The sequence below is a fragment of the Streptomyces sp. NPDC002265 genome (assembly GCF_040296125.1).
Taxonomy (GTDB): domain Bacteria; phylum Actinomycetota; class Actinomycetes; order Streptomycetales; family Streptomycetaceae; genus Streptomyces.
The window spans coordinates 1-18,405 of sequence record NZ_JBEOWS010000196.1 but is presented as its reverse complement, the minus strand read 5'-3'; the positions used below and the strand labels follow the sequence as shown (position 1 = coordinate 18,405).

At 68.5% G+C, this 18,405-nt stretch carries 15 protein-coding genes and 3 pseudogenes; 10 read left to right on the top strand and 8 right to left on the bottom strand.

Translation table 11 applies throughout. The features are described 5' to 3' along the window. Positions 1–229: 229 nt before the first annotated feature. Positions 230–367 (bottom strand): annotated as a pseudogene (locus tag ABT085_RS28875) (IS5/IS1182 family transposase); the annotation flags it as partial. A gap of 884 nt (positions 368–1,251) precedes the next feature. Here ABT085_RS28875 and ABT085_RS28870 point away from each other — a divergent pair. Then, positions 1,252–1,416 (top strand): annotated as a pseudogene (locus ABT085_RS28870) (IS5/IS1182 family transposase); the annotation flags it as partial. Positions 1,417–2,487: 1,071 nt separating this feature from the next. Here the strand turns inward: ABT085_RS28870 and ABT085_RS28865 are convergent. Further along, complete coding sequence (locus ABT085_RS28865) at positions 2,488–2,706, bottom strand: hypothetical protein (RefSeq protein WP_351614079.1); 219 nt, start codon at positions 2,704–2,706, stop codon at positions 2,488–2,490. Positions 2,707–2,968: 262 nt separating this feature from the next. On the opposite strand from ABT085_RS28865, the gene ABT085_RS28860 reads away from it, so the two are divergent. Then, on the top strand, positions 2,969–4,591 hold the full coding sequence (locus ABT085_RS28860; RefSeq protein WP_351614076.1) for a multicopper oxidase family protein: 1,623 nt from the start codon (positions 2,969–2,971) through the stop codon (positions 4,589–4,591). A gap of 953 nt (positions 4,592–5,544) precedes the next feature. Here ABT085_RS28860 and ABT085_RS28855 read toward each other — a convergent pair. The 3 genes from ABT085_RS28855 to ABT085_RS28845 all read right to left on the bottom strand — a co-directional run bounded on the left by ABT085_RS28855 (position 5,545) and on the right by ABT085_RS28845 (position 7,927). Next, entirely contained in the window at positions 5,545–6,528 is a 984-nt protein-coding gene (locus tag ABT085_RS28855) for a zinc-dependent alcohol dehydrogenase family protein (protein ID WP_351614073.1), read from the bottom strand. A 166-nt stretch (positions 6,529–6,694) separates the two neighbouring features. Then, a complete protein-coding gene (locus tag ABT085_RS28850) occupies positions 6,695–7,267 on the bottom strand; it encodes a TetR/AcrR family transcriptional regulator (RefSeq protein ID WP_351614070.1) in 573 nt (190 codons plus the stop codon). A 15-nt stretch (positions 7,268–7,282) separates the two neighbouring features. After that, complete coding sequence (locus ABT085_RS28845; protein ID WP_351614067.1) at positions 7,283–7,927, bottom strand: hypothetical protein; 645 nt, start codon at positions 7,925–7,927, stop codon at positions 7,283–7,285. A gap of 145 nt (positions 7,928–8,072) precedes the next feature. On the opposite strand from ABT085_RS28845, the gene ABT085_RS28840 reads away from it, so the two are divergent. Beyond that, positions 8,073–8,705, top strand: a complete 633-nt coding sequence (locus ABT085_RS28840) for a hypothetical protein (protein WP_351614065.1) — start codon at positions 8,073–8,075, stop codon at positions 8,703–8,705. A gap of 347 nt (positions 8,706–9,052) precedes the next feature. On the opposite strand, the gene ABT085_RS28835 is transcribed toward ABT085_RS28840, so the two are convergent. After that, on the bottom strand, positions 9,053–13,168 hold the full coding sequence (locus ABT085_RS28835) for a CHAT domain-containing protein (protein WP_351614062.1): 4,116 nt from the start codon (positions 13,166–13,168) through the stop codon (positions 9,053–9,055). A 226-nt stretch (positions 13,169–13,394) separates the two neighbouring features. On the opposite strand from ABT085_RS28835, the gene ABT085_RS28830 reads away from it, so the two are divergent. Together ABT085_RS28830 and ABT085_RS28825 are read left to right on the top strand one after the other, a co-directional pair. Then, entirely contained in the window at positions 13,395–13,811 is a 417-nt protein-coding gene (locus ABT085_RS28830; protein ID WP_351614059.1) for a hypothetical protein, read from the top strand. After that, positions 13,808–14,776, top strand: a complete 969-nt coding sequence (locus ABT085_RS28825; protein WP_351614057.1) for a hypothetical protein — start codon at positions 13,808–13,810, stop codon at positions 14,774–14,776. Before ABT085_RS28830 ends, ABT085_RS28825 begins: the two co-directional genes overlap by 4 nt. Before the next feature lie 429 nt (positions 14,777–15,205). Here the strand turns inward: ABT085_RS28825 and ABT085_RS28820 are convergent, their stop codons facing one another. Beyond that, complete coding sequence (locus tag ABT085_RS28820; protein WP_351614056.1) at positions 15,206–15,619, bottom strand: cytidine/deoxycytidylate deaminase family protein; 414 nt, start codon at positions 15,617–15,619, stop codon at positions 15,206–15,208. A 21-nt stretch (positions 15,620–15,640) separates the two neighbouring features. Then, positions 15,641–15,874: pseudogene (locus ABT085_RS28815) on the bottom strand (IS630 family transposase); the annotation flags it as partial. Positions 15,875–15,881: 7 nt separating this feature from the next. Between ABT085_RS28815 and ABT085_RS28810 the strand changes: the two are divergent. The 5 genes from ABT085_RS28810 to ABT085_RS28790 all read left to right on the top strand — a co-directional run. Beyond that, complete coding sequence (locus ABT085_RS28810) at positions 15,882–16,091, top strand: hypothetical protein (RefSeq protein WP_351614053.1); 210 nt, start codon at positions 15,882–15,884, stop codon at positions 16,089–16,091. Between the two features lie 627 nt (positions 16,092–16,718). Continuing rightward, positions 16,719–16,892, top strand: a complete 174-nt coding sequence (locus tag ABT085_RS28805) for a hypothetical protein (protein ID WP_351614050.1) — start codon at positions 16,719–16,721, stop codon at positions 16,890–16,892. Between the two features lie 114 nt (positions 16,893–17,006). Continuing rightward, positions 17,007–17,627: a histidine phosphatase family protein gene (locus ABT085_RS28800; protein ID WP_351614048.1), complete on the top strand. Its 621-nt coding sequence runs from the start codon at positions 17,007–17,009 to the stop codon at positions 17,625–17,627. Between the two features lie 85 nt (positions 17,628–17,712). Then, positions 17,713–17,952: a hypothetical protein gene (locus ABT085_RS28795; RefSeq protein WP_351614045.1), complete on the top strand. Its 240-nt coding sequence runs from the start codon at positions 17,713–17,715 to the stop codon at positions 17,950–17,952. A 229-nt stretch (positions 17,953–18,181) separates the two neighbouring features. After that, a partial coding sequence (locus tag ABT085_RS28790) for a GNAT family protein (RefSeq protein ID WP_502982826.1) occupies positions 18,182–18,405 on the top strand: 224 nt, incomplete at its 3' end.

Genomic DNA, 18,405 nt, shown 5'->3' with positions numbered 1-18,405 from the left:
AACGCGGGGGACCAGTGCATCCAAAACCGTTCGGGATGCGCGCAGTTCCGGGATGTGAGTACAAAGCTCACTCCTGGACACTGTTTAGGAACGGTTCGCCCGCGGCATCACTGCGGACCTCGTGCTGGCGGCCGCCTTGATCAGCCCTGAGTCGGCGCAGCTCTGCCTCCCCACGTTCGTCGATCACACCGATAGGTTGTTTCGCGTGCGACTCCCTGAGGCTTTTCCATCATCGGTCTGAGCTGGCCAAATGCAAGGTAAGGACGGCCTGGACGAGGCAGGTTATCCGGCTGGCCGAGCACCGGAGCTTGCGAAGGAGCCGCCAGGACTTGAGGATGGCCATGGCCTGCTCGACGAGGGCGCGGAGTGCGTCTCTGTCCTGTCCCAGGCCGGTCGGCGATGGTCTTCTCGAAGTACAACGACCTACCGCGGACGGCGGATGCGGCGCTCAGGCTTCGTCGTGGGCATCCCCGGCCGCATCCGGGTCCCGGAACGGGCGCAGGCCCTGACCAGGGCCGCTGGCCTGGATGTTGGGGGCGGTTCGGTCCTATCAGTCTCCACTGCTTACGGAAGCTCTTGGTTTCGGGCGCATGCTCCGCGCGAAGAGCGGCACCGACAACAGGAGTAGAGCTCCTTCGACAGCCAGGCTGGCCAGCCCAAGCGGCTCTGTCCAATTCCCGATGTCATCCCTGGCGCCGGGCAGTCCTGGCCCTCTGGAGAGGATGTAGCCCACCAGGGGGCCCAGGGCGACGCCGACCGCCAGCAACCATCCCAGTCGCACGAGGCCGAGGAGAAGCAGTACCGCCGCGACCACAGCCGCGATCTCCAGGACGTGATAGGCGATACCCAGGTAGGACGGGTCCCTCGTTGCCGTAATGCCGCCTTGGTCCACAACATGGATACCTGCCACCACAAGGCACAGTAGAGATCCGGCCCACCGCGCCACCCAGGAGGCTTCCGGCGCTACGGCAGTGCGGTGTGACATGCGCAGGCACCTTTTCCATTTTGTAAGGCCGCGGAAGCCGTTGCGCCACAGTCGCGGATGACTAGCTCCTGAGCAGGCAACGGGACGGCCCCGTGCCACTCCCAGGTTCAGCTGGCAATCCTTCGTTGTCGATCGTTGCCGTGCAGACGAGTGAGTTTGTTCCAGCTGGCCACCGATCAGGTGACGGTCCACGAGGCGCAACAGGCGAGGCCCCGGGCTGTTGATGGAGATGTCTGACGTCTCAACCACGCTGCTTGGGCGCCTCGTTGGTCATCCATCCTGCCGCACTCGACCTACCGCATGCGCTGGTGGAGTGGGTGACCATGCTCGTCGTCACTCGTGAGGGTGACCGAAGCTGCAAGCTGCGTCCGTCCCGGCGCGCGACGGTGGCACCGGTGTACCTGTGCGAACACACCACGCTGGCGAAGATCCGCCCCCGAATCTGTGGAACGACCCGGTCCACCCGCTCCGGCTCCGCCGCGGGCCCTGCTGATGCTCACCGCGACTCCGGCACGGCTCGCCCTCACACAGGCCTGTCCCCTGCCGCGGCACTCGCTGGACATCGCCGAGTTGCTGACCCAGTTCGTGCGGGCCAACCTTGCCGAGTCGCGGAACCCATTCGTGCGGACCGGGCCATTCCACGGAGGCACGGCCCCACGTCACGACCTGGCCGGACCGGGACCGCTCCTCGCTCCGGCTCCGCCCCGGACCCCGCTGATGCTCACCGCCACTCCGGCACGGCTCGCCCTCCTATCGAGGATTCCGCGAGGGGCATCGGGACCTTCATGAAGAACGCCCGCGCAGCCGCCCGCAAGGCGGCGGAGAACGCTCAGCAGCGGGAGAGCGGGGAAACCGCCTCCTACATCGGAGAGCTCCCGGAATCCAGGGCGGAAGCACCCGCCGACCTGGACCCACGATGGTGCCCAGCGTGGGACATCAGCCGGCAGCGGTCGGGGTCAAATTTCCAGGCAGGCGACACCAATCCCGCTTGCCGACACGGACAGTCCCGGTCCGGGCAGTGAGGTGGATTGGTTGTTCAGTGGACGTCGTCACCGGTGCGTGCCGCGCGGCAAGCCTCGGTCGAGCGGCAGCCCACACGTGCACTGATCGGCGCCGGCCGCCGGGCAATCGCAAGCAGCACCGACTGGCCGTCCGTGCGCCGGAAGCAGCGCGGTGGCGACAGGTCCCGGCTGCCGCGACCCGGGCCGTGACTTCAGTGGGCAGGCTCCGCTCGCCGAAGGGCACGGCACACACCGGACAGGTCGACGGTAGCGCCTGGATGACGGGGCACCCCTCATATGTAGGCCGCCTCTCGGTGCACACGGTCCAGGAGCGCTGATTACCCCCTCCGGGTATGCTCGGGACGGATCCTCACCGCGACCTCGGAAGGAAGCGATGTCAGCACGCGGAGCCTGTGCCCCGCGGACCCGCACCTCGCAGCGCGCCGTCCGCTCAGTGCGTGCTGCCGTCGTCGCCCTTCTCGCGGCACTTGCCGTGCTGGTTCACCATGAGACGGCCGCGGTGGAGATCTGCTCGACGTCCTCGACCGCCGCCCATGGCATGGCGCCCGGCACGATGACCTCAGGCAGCCATGCAGCCTCGCCGGCGGTCGTGGCTGGGCAAGGACACGCGCACGCCACCCGCCAGGCCGTGAAACCGGCGAAAGCTGCCGCTGCGGCAGTGATCCGCGCCGATGACATGTCCTGTTCCGCCATGGCCATGGACCACTGCTCGTCCGCAAGCCTTGAGGTCGTGAAAGTCCCACCACCGGCTCAGAGCCGGGTGTCGTCGCGGTCCCTCCTGCACGAAACCGTCACCACAGGCCCCATGGCCGCCGGGACAGCAGGCCGGGCGCCCCCGGACCTGTCCGTTCTCTCTCAGCTGCGTATCTAGGCCGTGCCCACGGCTCCCCCGCCATGACCTGGCGAGAAGCCGTCACAGCACGCCAACTCCAGCATGCGCACACAGAGATCGAGAACCTCCATGAACAGCATCAACCGTCGTTCCGCCCTGCTTGCAGGACTCGGCGCTGCAGGCGCCGCAGCGCTCGCCGCCTGCAGCAGCGGCCCGAGCGGGACACCCGCCCTTGCCGCCCCCTCCGGTCCGGCGGTCGCCGCAGCCGAGAAGAGGCGCAAGAGCACCGGCAGGACGCACAGGACGACTCTGACGGCCGCCCCCGCCATGCTCGACCTCGGCGCTGGGGTCATGGCCAAGACCTGGGCCTTCAGCGGACAGGCTCCTGGCAAGGAGATCCGCCTGTCCATCGGCGACACTCTCGTCGCCGAGCTCTCCAACCAGCTGCCGAACCGCACCAGGACGTCCATCCACTGGCACGGCATCGCCATGCGCAACGACATGGACGGTGTGCCCACGGTGACCCAGCAGGCCGTCCGGGCAGGTGCCAACCACACCTACCGCTTCATCACCGACGCCCCCGGGACGTACTTCTTCCACCCCCACGTCGGCGTCCAGCTCGACCGGGGCCTGTACGCGCCGCTGATCGTCGAGGACCCCAGGGAACCGCTGTCGTACGACGACGAATGGGTCGTCGCCCTGGACGACTGGGTAGACGGGGTCACCGGTACACCTGACCAGGTCCTCACCGAGCTGCGCCAGGGCATGGGCGGCATGGACATGGGCGGCGACTCCAGCACCGACAGCCACGACATGAGCGAGATGAGCGAGATGGAAGGAATGAAGGGAATGGAGGGTATGGGCACCGAGAACTCTGCTCAGCCTTCCGCCCCCTCCTCGCACAGCATGTCGATGGGGTTCATGCTCGTGGGTGCGAACAGCGAACTGCTCGGCGGCGACGCCGGTGACGTGAAATACCCCCACCACCTGGTCAACGGCCGAGTCCCTGCCGACCCCGACGTCTACCAGAGCAAGCCCGGCCGACGCGTCCGGCTGCGCATCATCAACGCGGGCGCCGACACGGCCTACCGAGTGGCCCTCGGCGGCCACAAGCTGACCATCACCCACACCGACGGCTTCCCCATCCAACACCAGCAGGTCGACGCCTTGCTGATCGGTATGGGAGAGCGGTACGACGTCCTGGTGACCCTCGACGACGGCGTCTTCCCGCTGGTTGCGCTGGCCGAAGGCAAGGACGCCACCGGCGTGGCCCTGATACGCACAGCATCCGGCAGCACGCCGAAGCCGACCGTTCGCCCGAAGGAACTGGACGGCAGGATCCTGACCGCGTCCCAGTTGCGTGCGGCTGACGATGTCCGCCTGCCGGCCAAGACGATCGACCGGGTCCACCGTGTCGAACTGGCCGGACGCATGAGCAAGTACAACTGGTCCATCAACGGCCGCGCCTTCGACATGGACGACCCGGCCGCGAATCCACTCACGGTCGAGGAAGGGCAACGGGTCCAGCTGGACTTCGTCAACACCACACAGATGTGGCACCCGATGCACCTCCACGGCCACACCTACCAGCTGGGAAACAGCGGCCCCCGCAAGGACACTGCCATTGTTCTGCCCAAGAAGAAGCTGTCTGTTGTCTTCGACGCCGACAACCCCGGCCAGTGGATGCTGCACTGCCACAACGCCTACCACGGTGAGGTCGGGATGATGGCGCTGGTCGCCTACCAGAGCTGACAGTCACCGCCGGGGCGGTATCGGGGCCGGCCGCTCCGGCCCCGATACTGCCATCAGAGCCGGTCATCGTGATCGACACCCTGAAGCGCGCGAAGGACGACTACAACCAGGGCGTCAAAGAAGTCTGTCGCCGTCAGCTCGGTCGCGGAATCGCTCGTCTGGCCCGATGCAGGACGCGCCCGACATCCCGGTCGGCATCAGCCTGAACATGCCCATCCTGCGCAAGCGCGTCCTGCGTGAGGCCGTCCTGCCCGCCGACCACGCCGCCCTGCCGCGTACCGCCCAGGGACTGGAAACCCCCCAGCCCCCGCGTCCTGGGCCCAAGCCCGGTTCGCCCGCCCCCTCGGCGTCCGCCCGAAGGGAAGTTGCATGCCCACCGCGTGCCCCGTGACCCTGCCGCCCTTTCCCGACGACCCGGAGACCGACTGGCACACCCAGCGCGTCAGCGACACGGTCTTCGCGCGGCCGGACAAAGGGTGGTCCTGCGCCACGGCCCTGTCCGCTATCGACGTCTCCGGCCCGGCCGAGGCGGAATTGCGCATCCTGACGTGGATCAGCCACTGCTCCGCAGACGACCTCCGCCAGACGACCGCGACCGCCGAGCACCAGGCCAGGCCCTCACCGCCGGCACGTCAGCCTGCACATTCTGGGCGAGCTCTGGGCCCGAGGCAGGCGCACCGCGGCGCCGCCCACCGGCCAGAGAGGAACCACCGTGATCACCCCCGAGCCGAAGACCCCCGCCGACCCGAACAGCCCCGCCGGCAACGCCGTCGTCGCGCTGCACCATCAACTGACCGACCCGGAGGAGCGCACGGACGAGCGGCCCGGCGCAGACGTCGTCGGCATCCCCAAAGCCGCGTCACATCTCCGTTGTGCGGGTCGCGCCATGGTGAGGTGCGGTCGTGATCCGGGTGGGGCGTCGAGGGACGGCTGTCGAGCGGTCGTGGAGGGTGTCAGTCGATGTCGATCACGATCTTGCTGTGGGCGGTGCCGCTCTCCACCACCGCGTGGGCGGCGGCGGCTTCGGCGAGTGTGAAGCGCCTGGGATCGACCAGCGGTCTGAGCAGCCCCGCGTCGGCGAGGGCGGCTGCCTCGCGCAAGATCTCTGCGTGATGCTCCCGCCCGTGCCCGGTCAGCAGGGGCAGCAGGGTGAAGACGCCGGAGTAGGTCGCCCCGCGGAAGCTGAGGGGCGCGATGCTGTGGGTTCCCCATCCCAAGGCGCTCACGACGTGACCGGTGTAGGTGCGTACGGCCGTGAAGGAGGCGTCGAGCACGGCGCCGCCGATGGTGTCGAAGATGACATCGAAGCCCTCACCGCCGGTGTACTTGGCGACGTACTCGTCCACGGCGGTGGTGGTGTAGTCAATTGGAGTGGCCCCCAGGCGCTCGATGAACTCCAGGCGCGCGGGCGAGGCGGTTGCGAAGACTTCGGCGCCGCGGGCAGCGGCGATCTGCACGGCCACGTGGCCGATACCGCCGGCTCCGCCGTGGATGAGGACCTTCTGCCCTGCATGGACCTGCGCCCGGTCGACCAGTCCCTCCCAGGCCGTGATGACGACCAGAGGCAGGGCCGCGGCCTCACGCATGCTCAGTGAGGCCGGCTTGCGGGCCAGCAGACGCGCATCGACGGCCGCGTACTCTGCCAGCGAACCCTGCAGATCACCCACGCCGCCGGTCATGCCGAAAACCTCGTCGCCGGGCGCGAACCCGTCGACGCCGGCACCGGCCTCCTCGACCACACCGGCCAGATCCAGACCAAGGACGGCGGGCAGCACGCTCCTGGCATGGGCAGCCCTGCCGGCCCGGATCTTGGTGTCCAGCGGGTTGACGCCGCTGGCCTGGACCTTGACCAGCACCTGGCCCGGGCCCGCGTGGGGCTTGTCGATGTCGCTGAGGACCAGTGGGGTGTCGAACTCTTGCAGAACCATCGCGCGCATGACTGCGCCTCCTTCTGTCGTGTCAGGCGGGTGCGGGCCGGGCATCGGGGAGAGCGGGGAAGGCCGGATCCGCGTGTACCGGTGGCGGGTGGCCGGGGGGCGTTCCAGGGTTACGGGTGGCCGGGGACATTCCAGGGTTACGGGTGGCCGGGGGCGTTCGAGTGCTTCAGGTGCAGGCGGCCACGAGCAGGCGTGCTGCGGATTTCGCCTCGCCCACGACGGCGCGGTCCTGAAGGAGACGCCCGGAGGCCAGGGCACCGTCGATCAAAAGTCCGATCTGCCGGGCGAGCGCGTCGGGAGCAGCAGCGCCGGCCTTCTCGCTCAGCTCGGCCAGCCACGCCTGACGCCGCTGGGTGTGCTGCACGGTGATCGCCCGGGCCTGCGAGTCCAGATCGGCCTCGACCGCCGCACTGACGAACGGACACCCGAAGAAACCATGCCGGTCGAAAGCGTCCGCCAGCGCGTCGAACAGTGCGACGAGCTCCTCGCGAGCACCGCCCCCGGCCCGTGCGGCCGCGGCCTGCAACTGCGCCATCCAGGAATCGTCGGTCCTGCGCAGATACGCCGCGACCAGCTCCTCCTTGGTACGGAAGTGCACATACAGCGTCGATTTCGCGACGCCCGACGCCGCGATGACCTGATCCATGCCCACACCGCGCAGCCCGTTCATGTAGAACAGCTCGGCCGCCGCCGCAAGGATCCTCTCCTCGGACTTCGTCTTCCTCAGCCGCGTCACCATGACCGACCCACCTCCTTAATCAAACAGACTAGTACGTACGATTAAGAATGCAAACACCGCCCAGACGCCGACACAGGCCCAGCCGGACACAGCAGCCCCCGGGCGAACGGCCCTCACCCTGTCGGCCGCGGGCACGCCGACCGAGCCGCCGCCCTCCGCACCGGAAACCACGACGGTCTCCCCTGCCCGGAGGTCGACGGCGTACCGGCCTTCGCCCACCCCGACCCCCAGGCCGGTACCGTCCAGGCGCCCGTCCACCTCGACCGCGCCCCGGACCACCCCGTCAGACCCGACGCCGACCGGCAGACGGCAGGCGTGCGCGAGGGGCAGCGCGATGATCCGCCCGATCGAGCCGCGGACGGCGGACAGGCCGGCCTGCCCGCAGCCGCGTTCCTCACCAGGAGTACCCGGCTCGCCGTCGGTACCGGTCGCCCCCGAAACAGCTTCCCGGCGCGGCCCTGGTCGACGATTCCGATGGTCCAGCAGTTCTTGCGCGGCAGGTCCGGTAGGCAACCCGAGCACCGACCGCCCTGAGCGACGCCGGGGTTCGACCCGGGCGAAGCGGCCGGCGATCCGGCCCGTCGGGTCTTCGGACACCACGTGCCGGCGGGCAGGCACGACGCTGTCCCCCGCGGCCATCGCGGGGTCTTCGGTCCTCACACACCGATGGCCACCGGAAGCCGCGGCCCTCCCCACAGCTGCCCTCCGCGATCGGGCGCCCTGGCATTTCGCTGCACGTTCCGTGTCAGTACGCTCGCGACGCACGAGTGTCCGCAGAAGGGGACGTGCGATGGAGGAGGGGACCATGCCTGCCCATGAACCCAGCGCGTCGGCCCAGGCCGGCAAGAGCGACGACGGGGGCGGCCTATCCGCGGCGGCGGCCCCACTCGAGCACGGGACCGTCGTGTTGTCGCGGGTCCAGGCAAGCTCTCGCGACGCGCTGCGCCGCTATGCCGTGCTGCTCGACAACGCCCAGGTGGGCAGCATCGGCCGAGGGCAGACACTGCGCCTGGAGGTGCCTTCAGGAGCGCACCGGCTCCAGCTGAAGATCGACTGGTGCTCCAGCCGGCCCCTCACCGCCCTGGTCGAACCGGGCCAGACGGTCTACTTCCTCTGCGCGCCGGGCGGCGACGCAACACAGGGCCTCGCCGATGCCAGCACCAACAGGGACCACTACATCACCTTGCAGCAGACACCGGAGCCGGCCGTCATTGCCAAGACCCCACTCGACAGACGCACGCGCCTGCAGACGGGCGCCGCCATCGGCTTCTTCGGGGGAGGCATCACGCTCACCGGAGCCTTGATCTGGCACTTCACGGGCGTGGCGCCGGAAGCGGACAACACGGTCGCCGGCGCGAGCCTGGCCGTCACTCTCGCCTCCTTGATTGTCTTCAGGCTCGGCCGACGCCAAAGAGTCCGGCAGCGCCCTCGCACGTGAGCACGCTCAACCAGCCCACTGCTGGCCCTGACCGCTCACCCCAGCAGCAAGATCACAATCTACGGTTCGCCGGAGCATCAGGGCGGGCGGCAGCGCCAACGGCCTCGCCCGGCCGGTGACCGCGGCCGGCCGACCTGCATGTCAAGAGCGATGCGCCGCTGCGGGCGCGCCGTGGGAGCAGGGGATGACACGCAGCGAGGCGCTCTGCGCTCTCGGGTTGGCGGCCTGCAAGGCCCGGCCCGGCGTCCACGGCCCACGGCCTGACCGCGCCGACCCGCACGACCGCGCCCAGCTGCTGCGCTCCATCCCCGCCAGCGGCGGCGCGGTAGTGCTGAAGGCGGCCACGTTCAGATGCCGGTGTGGGTGTAAGCGGCCCACAGCGTAGGAGTGTTGGGATAACGGGCTCGCAGACGGGTAACGGCGTAGTTCAGGGCATAAGCGGTCATGTCGGTTTGAACCTGCGCGGTGCCGTTGCCGGTGAGGGAAGCGTAGAAGTCGGCGGCGACCTCGGTGGCGATGCGGTCGTCGATCGGCCACAGCGTGCCGATGACGTGCCGGTAGCCGGCGAGCTGGAAAGCACCGGTGATGTGCAGGGATTCGTCGGCCAAACGAGGGGCGGTGACGCTGGTGTTGCAGGCGGAAAGGTAGGCCAGGGCTGCGGTGAGGTTCAAGTCGCGGATGTCGGCGACGGTGAGCGGCCTGGTGGCGTAGTCGGTGAGGAGCAACTGGCTGTTGGCGAGATCGTCCAAGTCGACGTAGCCGTGGCAGGCGAAGTGGACGATCTGGTGATGGGGCAGGCCCTGGAGGACGGTGTCGCGCGTGGGTTCGACAAGCAGATGAGCGTGCGGGACAACAGCGGTGATCGCGGCGGTCTCGTCACCGACTCCGAGGCGGGGAGCGCCGGGGGTGTCTGCGACTGGAACGATCAGCGTCGCGACGTCAGAGGTGCCAGGTTGACGGAAGCGGGCGTGGCCCAGGGCGCGCACGGTGGTGGTGTAGGAGGAGACGACACGGTCGAGGACGGTGCGCCGACCGTCAGGGCCTTCGGCGTGATGGCCGGCGGCGTGGAGGGGGAGGTTGGCGATGACTCCTACGGGACACCACCAAATGCGGGGCCGGGGTTTGCCCGGCGCGGGAGCGGCGGTGTGGCCGAGGTGGGTCAGGACGGGTTCGGCGACGGTGTTCCAGAGCCAGCCCAGGGTGGCCAGGATGTCCTGCTGTGCCTTGGCTCGCGCCGCTGGGTCGAGGTGGGGGTCGGTGCTGGCGCGCAGTGCCTCGCGTAGGCGCAGCGCGTGCTCGAGGGCGGCGAGGAGGCTCAGGTCGGTCAGGGGCACGACCTGGACTGGAGTGCCGGGGGTATCGGTGAGGATGAGGGCGTCGCAGCGGGTTCGGGTGGCAATGGTGATCACGATTGGTCCGTCGTGCGCGTGACGCCTGAGTTGGTCGACGGAAGGTGCCTGCAAGAAGTTCGAGAAGTCTGGGAGTGTACGAACACGGTCGACCAGGCTTTGCCAAGTCTGGTGTGCCTCCTGGCGCTCCGCGGTCAGGCGTCGGTTTTCATTCCAAGCCCCTTCCGGCGAGGGCACCGCGGGCGCTTCTGTCTGCGCCGAGTGCGGACGGTCCAAAACGGTGAGTCGGTTGCGCAGTTGGTCGAGCTCGTCTGCCAGATGGGGGTGCTGCTCTCGGAGCCGAGCTGCTTCGCTGCTTCTCGTCGCGAGAGTCTCGGCGGCGAGGATGCCGCGAGCTCGTTCCAGCAGTTCCACAGCTCGATCGGGGCGGCCCGCGTTGAGGGCCGCCGCGGCTGCCTCACTCGCCAGTTGCGATACTTGGCCGAGTTGATGCTCGCGGTCCGCACGGATGAGAGTCCCCGGAGCGAGGGTCGCCACGAGGTCGATGGCCGATTCCATAGCGTTCAAACCCTCTTGTGCGTCCTGAGGGTCCGTCGCCATGCGCGCAAGGCGCCTGTACGCCTCGATGCGGTTGATTGTGAGACCTGTGGCGCTGTCTGCGGCGTGGCGGTAGCAGTCGAGTGCCTCCTCGCGGACGGTTGTACGTCTGGTTCGCGCGAATGAGCTCTCAAGAGCCGTTCCGAGGTTGAGCAGGATGGTGGAGCCGATGGGGTCGTCGTGGTGGGCGGTCTGCGCGGCTTCCCGCAAGAACTCGATTCCCTCGTCCAGCTTCTCCAACTGCCCGGTGCGCTCGCACAGGTCCTGCAGAGCGGTTGCCAGGTTGTTCAGGTACATGGGGCGATTGGGATGATCGTCTGCTTCGGTCTCGGCGGCCGCCCTCAGGACGTCAAGCGCCTCTCGCAGCATCTCCGTCTGCCCCGTACGCTCAAACAGGGTCATAAGAGCGGACCCGAGATTGTTCAAGTGGGCGGGGCGGTCCGGATGATCGTCGGGAACACCGGCTGCAACCGTCCGCAAGAGCCTGACCGCCTCTTCCAGCGCCTCCATTCGCCCCGTGCGCCTGAACAGGCTCAGGAGGGCGGTCCCGAGGGTCAACAAAACGGTGAGATGGTCATCGGGGGTCGTTTCGATGGCCCGCCGCAAGAGCCTGACCGCCTCTTCCAGCGCCTCCATTCGCCCGGTGCGCCTGAACAGGTCCAGGAGGGCGGTGCCGAGATTGTTCAGGTGCGAAAGGCGGCCGTGGTGCTCGCGGGGGGCAATCTCGGAAGCCTGCAGTAGGACGTCAATGGCTTCTTCCAACAGCGCCATTCGCCCAGTGCGCTGGAACAGGCGGTCAAGGGCGATCCCAAGACTGTTCAAGTGGTAGGGGCGGGCCGGGTGATCGTGGAGGGTGGTCTCCGCCGCTTCCCGCAATACTGCGACGGCTTCCTCCAGCACTGCCGTCTGCCCGTTTCTGTCCGACATCTCTCGGAGAGCAGATCCGAGGTTACTGAGACGTGCTGGACGATCTGGATGGTCGTGGGGGGTAACTGCCAGGGCCTGACGGTGAATTCGGACCGCCTCCTCCAATGCCGCAGCTTTCCCGGTGTGTTGGAAGAGCACCACCAACGAAGATCCGAGGCCGTTCAAGTACATGGGGCGCTGGGGAGCGTTCAGAGGCGCCATGTCCACGGCCTCCTGGTGCAGGCGCACCGCTTCCTCCACCACCACCGGATCCACGGTGCCCTCAGTCATGCGCACGAGGGCGCTCGCCAGGTTGTGCAGGTACGCGGGGCGATCAGGGTCGTCCGCAGAGGCGGTGGCCACCGCCTCTCGTTGTACCAGCACCGCCTCGTCCCACACCTCCTTCTGGCCGGAGTGCTCAGCCATACGCATGAGGGCCGCCCCCAAGTTGCCCAGGTGGTGAGGGCGCCCCGGGTCGTCCAGGTCTGTGGCGGACAGTGCTTCGCGCAAGGCGTCGGCTGCCGCTTCGGCTTCCTCTGCCTGTCCCGTGTGCTCAAAGACACGTAGCAGGGCCTCCCCCAGATTGCCCAGGCAATCAGAGCGCCTGGGGTGGTCGCGCGGTGTCCTGGCTACTGCCTCCTGCAGAACTCGAGTTGCCTCCTCGGCTGCAGACTTCTGTCGGGTGTACTCGGATACGCGCAGGAGGACCGCCCCCAAGTTGTTCAGCCGGTCACAGCGCTCCGGGTGATCAGGCGGTGTGGTGGCGATCGCTTCCCGCAGAGCTTCAACCGCCTCCTGAGCAGTACTCGGCTCCCCTGTCCGTGCACACCAGAGCCGGAGCACACCCCCCAGGGTGGACAGGGCCTGCGGACGGTTGGGGTGGCCGCAAGGCGTGATTGCTGCTGCCTCCCGTGCCATCCGCACAGCCTCTTCCAGCAACTCCATCTCCTGGGTGCACCCGTACAACTTCACAAGCGCGAGTCCCAGGCAACCCAGCGAAATGGCGTGTTCGGGGTGGCCTTTCGGGGTGGTGACGACCGCTTCTCGCAGGACCTCGACCGCTTCCTGGGCCACGTTCGGCTCCCTGATGTCCTCGAAGAGGAAACCGAGCGCGATCCCCAGGCCGTTCAGGTCCGAGGGCCGGGTGGGAAAGTGACTGGGCATCACCTTGAGCATCGCGCGGAACTGGACGATGGCTGCGTCGCGTAACTGTTCCCGACCCGATTCGCCGAAAGAGACCAACAGATCATTGGCATAGCGGTCCATGACCAGCAGCAGTCCGGTAGCCACAAGGCTGATGGGGCCCGCCTGATGCACCACACGCCCCAGGGCGGCGGAAGCAGACTCGGGACGTGCCTGATAGACGCGCACCAGGTGGCCGACTGCTGCCACCTGGTCTTCCTCGTCCCGTCCTGCTGGAAGGGCGAGGGAGCGCTGCCAGTGATACCAGCCCAGGGCGTGTGCGACAGCGAGATCCCTCTCGGGGTCGGTCATGCGCATCAGAGCTCGAGCGGCATCGAGCGCACCATCGTCGAAGATGAGCGCGGGGTTGCGGTCGGCGCGGGTGGGATGGTGGTGAAGAGTGGCGAGTGCCGCCTCGCGGTCCGTCATGGCCGTGTCCCCCGGTGTCGGCTCAGCGCTGCGGTTCTCCGGATGCCCGCGGAGATTGCGTGCCGCCCCGGGACCGCCGGCGGTGCTTGCTCCAGGGACTGTACTGACACACCCACGTGATCGACCTAGGCTTTGGTCAACTTTCGGAACCGGCGCACCCTTTGGGGCTGCTTGTGGTTCGTTCGGTTGCAAGAGCTACCAAGAGTTGGGACCGGGGAGGGCACGCATGGACCTACTGTTGCGCGATCGCGTGGGGACGTTGTGCGAACAGCTCAGCCGCTGGCCGTCGCTGCGGACAACCATCGGTGATGGTGGTGCAGAGCATGCCCTCACCGAGTTGCTGGCTCTTCTGACGGGCACGACAGACCCCGAAGGCCCACGGGTGAGCGAGCTGATCGATGCCATCGAAGACGCCTGCGCCCGGCAGGGACTGGCCGGACTGACAAGCCGGGAAGTCGGCTCGCCCGGTGGCATCCCGGCCCTGCCCCCGGGGATGAGCAGCGCTCCCGAGGTCATGGGCTGGACCTGCCCGCTCGGCAGGTGCAACCGAGTGGTCACGCCGGACGAGACCGCACACCCGCCGGCGTGCGCCGCTCACGGCCCGCAGGGGCGTATGAAGCCCTACCCGCCCAGTGCTTCATGAGCTCCTTCCTCGCCGGGATCGGCACGAAGCTCGCTGACCGATGGGTCAACGCCCTGCTGCTGCCCGGCCTGCTGTGGACTGCGCTGCTGGCTGCCGCGCTGCACCTGGGCCAGAGCTACCCCTTCGCTGCGGGCAGACTGAGCGCATGGCTGAACCAGCTCGCCACTCGGCCCGCGGCCCATGCTCCGGGCACTGTCGTTCTTGCCGCGAGCGCGTCACTGCTCGCCGCCTCCGGGGTCGGATTGCTCGCCGGCGCCCTGGGCGGTCTCGTCGAGCGCCTCTGGGCGCTGCCCGCCGACACGCCACCCGCGACATGGTTGCTGCGCCTACGCCGACGACGCTGGGACGAGGCAACCCGGCAGCTCAAGACCGCAATCCGGCAGGCCGCCCAGCCCACGCGCCACGACGTCCCGCCGGAACGTGCTGCCGCCCGGGTGCGCGTCTGCCAACGCCGTCGCGCCCGGCTCGGCCCCGCCCGTCCCATAGGCGCGACCCAGGTCGGTGACCGCCTCGGGCGCGCCGCCACCCGCACCGCCGAGGTCAACGGCCTCGCTGATCTCGCCCTGGTCTGGCCCCGCCTATGGACGGTACTGCCCACAGAACTGCGCACCGACATCACTGCCGCCCGCACCGCCTACGCCGCCACCGCCCGGCTCGCGGCCTGGGGACTGCTCTACACCGCCGTCGGCGCCGTTTGGTGGCCCGCTGCTGTCATCGGCCCCACCACCCTGGCCACCAGTGTCTTGCGGGCCCGCGCCGCCGCCAACGTCCTGGCCGACCTGGTCGAGGCCGCCGTCGACCTGCACCTCAACGACCTGGCCGAGCGGCTCGGTATTCCCGCCACCCCGCACACCGTCGACGTAGGCCACGCGATCACCGAGCGACTGCGCCCCGGTGCGCCACCGCCTCGTGCGGCGGGAACGCTCCCGCCGCCGAGTCCGACGCCACGGCCACGATCTTCATGATCGCCCGGTAGTGGCGCGGGCGGTACGCCCAGCACTCCATGCCCGGTTCGCCATGCAGGACCAGCAGCATGCCGCCCGCCTCCGGAAGGGGCGTGACCCACTCCACCTTCCCAGCCATGGCCGGATCGTCGGCCTGCCCATTCCGCTCGGCCTCAATGAGCTGCCTGATCACACCTCGACGGCCGCGAACCCGGCTACCTCGGCACCGCCCTCGGCAGGTTGAGCGCGCAGCCGCTCGGACCGGCCGGCCAGGTCCACGCACCGCTCCCTCACCCACGCAAGCACATCCGCCACGTAGAAGCCCGCCAGGGCCCGGCATCGCAGTTTCGGCGAACGACCACACGGCAGAGGATCACCTGCCAGTGCCGCATCAAGCAACGTTCGCCCTGTTGTCGGGCGGAGGTGTCAGCTCGTGCTGAGTGGCGCGGTCTACTCGGCGTCGAGCTGGTGATCGGCCCAGACGTAGCTTTCGGGCAGCAAGTCGGTGACAAGGACGGTTCGGACGCGGTCGTCGTCGCTGACGATGACCTTGAGGGCGGGAAAGTAGTCGAGAAGGACCTGACGGCACCGACCGCACGGGGGAACAACCCCCCGGTCGCGGTCGCCCACGGCGACAATCGTGTCCAGTTCGTAGGCGCCCTGGGCGGCTGCCGCGCCAATGACGACCAGCTCGGCGCAGGGGCCTCCCGTGAAGTGGTAGGCGTTCACTGCGGTGATGATCCGGCCGTCCCGGGCGCGAGCCGCGGCTGCCATGGTGTGGTTGTCGCCGCGGCAGCGAGTGCGAGCGACGTGCGCTGCCGCCTGAATGAGTTCGTGGTCAACGGGGTGGGTCTGCGTGGTCATCTTCTCTGCCTTCGTCAGGTGTCAGACGACGTTGACCCGCGTGACGATGCTCTGCAAGCCAATGTCGGCGGTGTGCTTGATCCGCCAGATGATGTAGCGGCGGATCACGCTGCCCTGTTCCTTGTGGCCGGCATGGTCGGTGCCGTCCAGCGTGACGTAGCGCAGCGCAGTGAACTGGGCCTCAATGCGGTTCTGCCAGGAGCTGTTGGTCGGCGTGCAGGCGAGTTCGACGTTGTTGGTCTTGCCCCAGTCGCCGGCCCAGGTGTCCTTCTTCCGCGGTGTCCTGGCGCCCGCCGACAGCGACGCCAACGAGGACCTGGTCGGCGCCGCCGAAGCAGCCCAGATCCTCGGCTACAACAACGCCGACAGCCTCATCAGCGCAATCGGCCACGGACTCCTGCCCGACCTCGAACAGCCCGGCGGATACGCCTACCGCCGCGGCACCGCCGGCCGGCCCTGCCAACAACGCTGAAAACGCTCCCGCCTCGAAGAACTCGCCGCCCGCCGCTCCCCAACACCCCGACCACAACACCCCGCACCATGACTCACGCGGGAAACCGTGAAAACGCGGCCTCCGGCCGAAGGGACCGGCCAACTCCCGGCAGGCCAGATGCCGCACGACGACCGGCACAAAGAGACCAGCCACCCCTCCCCACCGCGAAGCCCCCACAGCCCCGCGGCACCGGCCATCACCATCGCCCCGCTGCCAGTAGGGACTCCGACATCGCGGCGGATGCTGAAGTCGGCCGCATCCTTGCTGGTGGCGCCGTCGTGCCGAGCGTTCCCCTGGGCTGCGCCAGTTCCTGGGCGGCCCAGCAGCTCACGCAACCGAGCAAGGTCGACATCCTGCTCGCCGAGAACGCGCCGCCATAGCTTAGGCGGCAACGGGCAGCACGCCGTCAGCAGCAGCTCGACGGCAGCCAGACCGCAGCCCTCCACGCCCTGGGGATCCACTGGTGAGCCGTTCCCAGCGCTACACAGCAGCGGGAAGCGCTGCGGATTTGCGACAGCACCAGGGCCTCCGTGCCGCTCACGCTGGAAGGCGATCCGCACCGTCGGGGTGCGGCGGCCGGCGTGGGATGAGAATCCCGTCGCCACCATGCAGACGCGGGTGGATCACTATCTGCACCGCGGCGGCGTGGTCACCTCGTGCATCGTCGTCATCGGACGGAGCTCCTCCGGCCCGGCCTACCGTGCGTGCGGCCGGGACGGAAACCTGTGGGCGGTGGTGACGCGCGGCCAGGTGCCGCAGACGTGCCGACGGCGGCTCTGAAACTCGATCCACGAGACCTTCGCGACCCCCCAAACGCAGAAGGGTGCGGTTCCTCTGAAGGGAAAGTGAGGAAAGGCAGGAACCGCGGACTTGTGGGTGGGCGTCCACCTCGGCATGCAAGATCGATACCTCTATCTCGCTCGTCACGGTGAAGCCACACCCGACGAGAGCGAGCTCACAGAGACTGGCCGACGGCAGGCAGAGCTGCTTGGCAAGCGTCTGGGCAGCGTACCGTTGGCGGCCATCCACCACGGTCCGCTGCGCCGCGCAGTACAGACGGCCCGGCTGGTAGGACGGCAGCTGGGTGCGGTGCCGCTGCACGAGTCCGAGGCAGCAGGCGACTACGTTCCATACATCCCGGAGCGCGAACAGCTCCCCGCGGAGGTCGCCGAGGCGATGTCGGCGCGTTTCGCCTCCGTGTCGGCCGAGGAGAGTGCACGCGGCGCGGAGCTCGCCCGGCAGGCGGTCACGAAGTTCACCGGGCCGGATCACGAGGGGGATGCCCCTCGTCACGACCTTGTGATCACCCACGCGTTTCTCATCGCCTGGCTGGTACGCGCCGCGATGGACGCCCCCGCGTGGCGCTGGACGGGCCTCAACCACGGCAACGCGGCGCTGACCGTCATCCGCTACGCCCCGGCCCGGCCGGCGAGCGTCCTGGTCTACAACGACATGAGCCATCTGCCGGACGACCTGCGCTGGACCGGGTTCTCCTCCCGACTGCGCACACCTTGAGGGCGAAGCGGCAATGGGCACGTGAGCCGGCTGCGATGCGCCGCCGTCCCGTGGAGGCTGTGTTCGGTGGCTGCTCGTCTCTACCGTGGTGCTGACGGTGCCGAGCCGGCAGCCCGGGATGGGGACGGTGGCCCTGCCGCACGTGTATCGGGACGTCATGGAGGTGGTGGCGAACGCGCCGGGGCCGGTCCGCGCCAAGCAGATCGTGCCGAGAATCGGGCTGCCCGCAGAGCCTGGCAAGACCGAAGGCACCCGGTCGAAGTTGCAGCCGCCGCACCTTGCCGGATCCCAACTACAACGAGTGGCGGCGACGTGCTGGTGGTGAACCAAAATGCGTGAACGCTGACGGACCCGAGGCCGCCGCCCCTCCCTGCAATCGAACAGACCTGTCACCCTCCGCGACCGCTCCCCAAGATCTGTGCCGGAACCGAGAAATGACGTCAACGGGACGGGCGTCGCGCTTCGTTGCCGGTCGGGACGGAACCGAGTGACGAGGGCTGGCGGTGCTCGAAACCCCAGTGCGGGCCGGGCTCGGACAACGGCAGGATGGGCGGATGGAGCAACCGCTTGACGTGCCTGAACTCGCCGCTGGTGCCGGATTCATCCTTCGGCCGTGGCGTCTTTCAGACCTTCCGCTGGTCCGTGAGGCGTCAAAGGACGACTACATCCCGTTGATCACGACGGTGCCCTCGCCGTATTCCGAGTCGGCGGGCGTCGCGTTCATCGAACGGCAGTGGGGCCGGGCGACCACGGGGGCTGGCTATACGTTCGTGATCAC

Excerpts from the sequence above, each read along its gene's own strand:
- ABT085_RS28860 (WP_351614076.1), top strand. The coding sequence starts at position 2,969 with ATGAACAGCATCAACCGTCGTTCCGCCCTGCTTGCAGGACTCGGCGCT.
- ABT085_RS28865 (WP_351614079.1), bottom strand. The coding sequence starts at position 2,706 with ATGGCCATGGCGGAACAGGACATGTCATCGGCGCGGATCACTGCCGCA.
- ABT085_RS28805 (WP_351614050.1), top strand. The coding sequence starts at position 16,719 with ATGCAGACGCGGGTGGATCACTATCTGCACCGCGGCGGCGTGGTCACC.
- ABT085_RS28850 (WP_351614070.1), bottom strand. The coding sequence starts at position 7,267 with ATGGTGACGCGGCTGAGGAAGACGAAGTCCGAGGAGAGGATCCTTGCG.
- ABT085_RS28800 (WP_351614048.1), top strand. The coding sequence starts at position 17,007 with ATGCAAGATCGATACCTCTATCTCGCTCGTCACGGTGAAGCCACACCC.
- ABT085_RS28825 (WP_351614057.1), top strand. The coding sequence starts at position 13,808 with ATGAGCTCCTTCCTCGCCGGGATCGGCACGAAGCTCGCTGACCGATGG.
- ABT085_RS28830 (WP_351614059.1), top strand. The coding sequence starts at position 13,395 with ATGGACCTACTGTTGCGCGATCGCGTGGGGACGTTGTGCGAACAGCTC.
- ABT085_RS28840 (WP_351614065.1), top strand. The coding sequence starts at position 8,073 with ATGCCTGCCCATGAACCCAGCGCGTCGGCCCAGGCCGGCAAGAGCGAC.
- ABT085_RS28855 (WP_351614073.1), bottom strand. The coding sequence starts at position 6,528 with ATGCGCGCGATGGTTCTGCAAGAGTTCGACACCCCACTGGTCCTCAGC.
- ABT085_RS28835 (WP_351614062.1), bottom strand. The coding sequence starts at position 13,168 with ATGACGGACCGCGAGGCGGCACTCGCCACTCTTCACCACCATCCCACC.
- ABT085_RS28820 (WP_351614056.1), bottom strand. The coding sequence starts at position 15,619 with ATGACCACGCAGACCCACCCCGTTGACCACGAACTCATTCAGGCGGCA.